Origin of the sequence: Acidisphaera rubrifaciens HS-AP3 (genome assembly GCF_000964365.1) — a bacterium.
In the GTDB taxonomy this organism is placed as follows: domain Bacteria; phylum Pseudomonadota; class Alphaproteobacteria; order Acetobacterales; family Acetobacteraceae; genus Acidisphaera; species Acidisphaera rubrifaciens.
In genome coordinates, this window is record NZ_BANB01000548.1 from 1 (window position 1) to 3,040 (window position 3,040).

The following is a 3,040-nucleotide window of genomic DNA, read 5'->3' on the forward strand; positions in this document are numbered from 1 at the left end:
CAGCATCGACCAGCGCGCGCCGAGCCGCCACAGGCCGCGGGCGCGGTCCTGGATCGCGAAGCCGCGCGCCTGCAGCGTCCGGAGCAGCCGGAACCCGGCGGTGCGCGTGCACCCGGCCTCCTCGGCGACGGCGGCGAGGGAGGCCGGACCGATGCGGGCCAGGGCTTCGAGCAGATCGAGCGCGCGGTCGACCGCCGCGATATTATAGGCGCGGCCCGCGCCGTCGCCGCGCGCGTCCTCGGTCCAGCTCTGGTCGGCCGTATCCGGCGGGGGTTCGGCGCCGTGAAGGGAGAGGGCAGTCGACATCATGCTGTCCGATCCATCGCAACCTTAACGCGTCGTACCGGCATGGCTATGCAGGCGCCCTTTGCATGATGACGATAATGTGAGACTTCACACACGAAATCGTGACGGTCAAAGGAAAAGCCGTCGCGCAACTCGTTAGGGCGAGCGTATCCGGTATGCGAACGTCGCAGCCACCGGGAAGGGTCACGGATCGGCGTCCGGCCGGCGGGGGCAGTGCTGCCGGGCGGCCTGTGCCCTTGTTCGCCCCGCGCGGCCTTGGTAATGGCGCCGGCCGTCCGGGATATGGCGTGTCCCGGACGCGGGGCGTGACGTGGGCCGCCCGCGCGCGGGCGTGGTGGAACTGGCAGACACGCCAGATTTAGGTTCTGGTGGCGCAAGCCGTGGGGGTTCAAGTCCCTCCGCCCGCACCAGGCCCCCGGCCGTGCGCCTGCACCGCACGTGATCACGCCAGACGAGACGCCGGGGCCCGCGACGGCAGGCCCGGACCATGCCCATGCCGTCGCGAGGAGAGGACCAGGCCTATGCAGGTGACCGAAACCCAGTCCGAGGGACTGAAGCGCGCTTACACCGTCGTCGTGCCCGCCGCCGAGATCGAAAGCAGGCGGGCCGCGCGTCTCGATGACCTGCGCAAGACGCTGCGCATTCCCGGATTCCGTCCCGGCAAGGTGCCGCCGACCCTGGTGCGCCAGCGCTACGGCAGCGCCGTGGCCGCGGAGGTGCTGGAACAGAGCGTCAGCGAGGCCACCCAGCAGATGATGACGGAGCGCAATCTCCGTCCGGCGCTGCAGCCCAAGGTGGACCTCGTCAGCTCCGAGACGGCGGCGGACGCGGCGGCGGCGGCTGATCTCGAGTTCAAGGTCGAGATGGAGGTGCTGCCCGACATCACCGTGCCCGATCTCAAGTCGATCAGCCTGACGCGTCTGAAGGCCGAGGCGGGCGACGAGGCGATCGACCGGGCGCTGCAGGAACTGGCCCGCCGCCAGCGCACGCTCGAGGACGTCACCGAGGATCGCGGGGCGGCCGAGGGCGACGTCGTCACCATCGATTACGAGGGCAAGGTCGATGACGTGGCCTTCCCCGGCGGCACCGGCACCGGTCTCGACGTCGAAATCGGCGGCAGCGGGTTCATCCCGGGCTTCGCCGAACAGCTCGTCGGCATCCGGCCGGAGGAAAGCCGCACCCTCAACGTGACCTTCCCCGAGGATTACGGCGAGGCGACCCTGGCGGGAAAGCCGGCCAGCTTTGCCGTGACGGCCCGCCGGCTGCGGCGCGGCGTGGTCCCGGCGGTCGACGAGTCGTTCGCCGAGAAGCTGGGCTTCGAAAGCTTCGCCGAGGTGCGCGGCCTGATCGCGCAGCAGATCCAGCGGGAATACGACCAGCTTGCGCGCTTGAAGGTGAAGCGCGCCCTGCTCGACGCGCTGGCCGAGCGGGCGGACTTCACGGCGCCAGAAGGTCTCGTCGAGGCCGAGTTCGCCCAGATCTGGGGCCGCATCTCGGCCGAACGCGCGTCGGGGCAGGGCGACTCGGAGGACGCGGGCAAGGACGACGAGACGCTGCGCGCCGAATATCGCGCGATCGCCGACCGGCGGGTGCGCCTCGGCCTGCTGCTGGCCGAGATCGGCCGCAGCAGCGGCGTGACCGTGCAGCAGGAGGAACTGCTCCGCGCCATGCGGGCCGAGGCCGGGCGCTATCCGGGGCAGGAGACCAAGGTGATGGAGTTCTTCCGCAGCAATCCGCAGGCCGTGGAGTCGCTGCGCGGCCCTATCTACGAGGACAAGGTGGTCGATTACGTGCTGGAGCTCGCCGACGTCACCGACCGGACGGTGACGCCCGAAGAGCTGGCGCGCTCCGACGACGAAGGGGCAGAGACGGCAGCGGCCGCCGCCCCGGCGCCGGCGGCCGGCGAGGGCGACGCCCCCGCCGCCTGACGGTGCCCCGGACGGACAGCCGGTGGGCAAGGCGCGCGGGCGCACCTTATTGTGACAAGTGTCGACGCAAGGAAGCTGGGCGATGAGCGAACGTGATCCGATCGAGGTGTATTCCAGTTCGCTGGTGCCGATCGTCGTGGAGCAGACGGCGCGCGGGGAACGGTCGTACGACATCTATTCCCGCCTGCTGAAGGAACGGATCATCTTCCTCACCGGTCAGGTCTACGATCAGGTCAGCGCGCTCATCTGTGCCCAGCTCCTGTTCCTCGAAAGCGAGAACCCGACCAAGGACATCGCCTTCTACATCAACAGCCCGGGCGGGGTCGTCTCTTCCGGGCTGGCGATCTATGACACGATGCAATACATCCGCAGCCCCGTCAGCACCGTCTGCATCGGTCAGGCGGCGTCGATGGGCAGCCTGCTGCTGGCGTCCGGCGCCCGCGGCAAGCGCTATGCCCTGCCGAATGCCCGCGTCATGGTCCATCAGCCGTCGGGCGGGGCGCAGGGGCAGGCCACCGACATCGAAATCCAGGCCCGCGAGATCCTCACGCTGCGCAAGCGGCTGAACGAGATCTATGTCCGCCACACGGGGCAGCCGCTCGAGGCGATCGAGCGGAAGCTGGAGCGCGACTCCTATATGTCGGCCGAGGAAGCCCGCGAGTTCGGTATCGTGGACGAGGTCGTGGACCGCCGTCCCGTGTCCGAGGATGAGACCCCCAAGACCTGACCATCCGGCACCGCCCGGCGGCGCGCCGCTTGCAGGGCACATCCTGCGGACGGCCGCCGCCGGGCGGGCGTCCGGGGGC

General features: G+C 69.9%; 3 protein-coding genes and 1 tRNA gene. 3 read left to right on the forward strand and 1 reads right to left on the reverse strand.

Going from position 1 to position 3,040, the window contains the following annotated elements; translation table 11 throughout:
* Positions 1–306: helix-turn-helix domain-containing protein (locus B8460_RS14430; RefSeq protein ID WP_158322864.1), on the reverse strand; the 306-nt coding region annotated here is incomplete at its 3' end.
* A gap of 325 nt (positions 307–631) precedes the next feature.
* Between B8460_RS14430 and B8460_RS14435 the strand changes: the two genes are divergently transcribed.
* The 3 genes from B8460_RS14435 to clpP all read left to right on the forward strand — a co-directional run bounded on the left by B8460_RS14435 (position 632) and on the right by clpP (position 2,961).
* A tRNA-Leu gene (locus B8460_RS14435) sits at positions 632–716 on the forward strand.
* A gap of 111 nt (positions 717–827) precedes the next feature.
* A complete protein-coding gene (gene tig, locus B8460_RS14440; RefSeq protein ID WP_048862315.1) occupies positions 828–2,234 on the forward strand; it encodes a trigger factor in 1,407 nt (468 codons plus the stop codon).
* 82 nt (positions 2,235–2,316) lie between these two features.
* Positions 2,317–2,961, forward strand: coding sequence for an ATP-dependent Clp endopeptidase proteolytic subunit ClpP (gene clpP, locus B8460_RS14445; protein WP_048862316.1), 645 nt, complete (start codon positions 2,317–2,319; stop codon positions 2,959–2,961).
* The last annotated feature ends 79 nt before the right edge of the window (positions 2,962–3,040 follow it).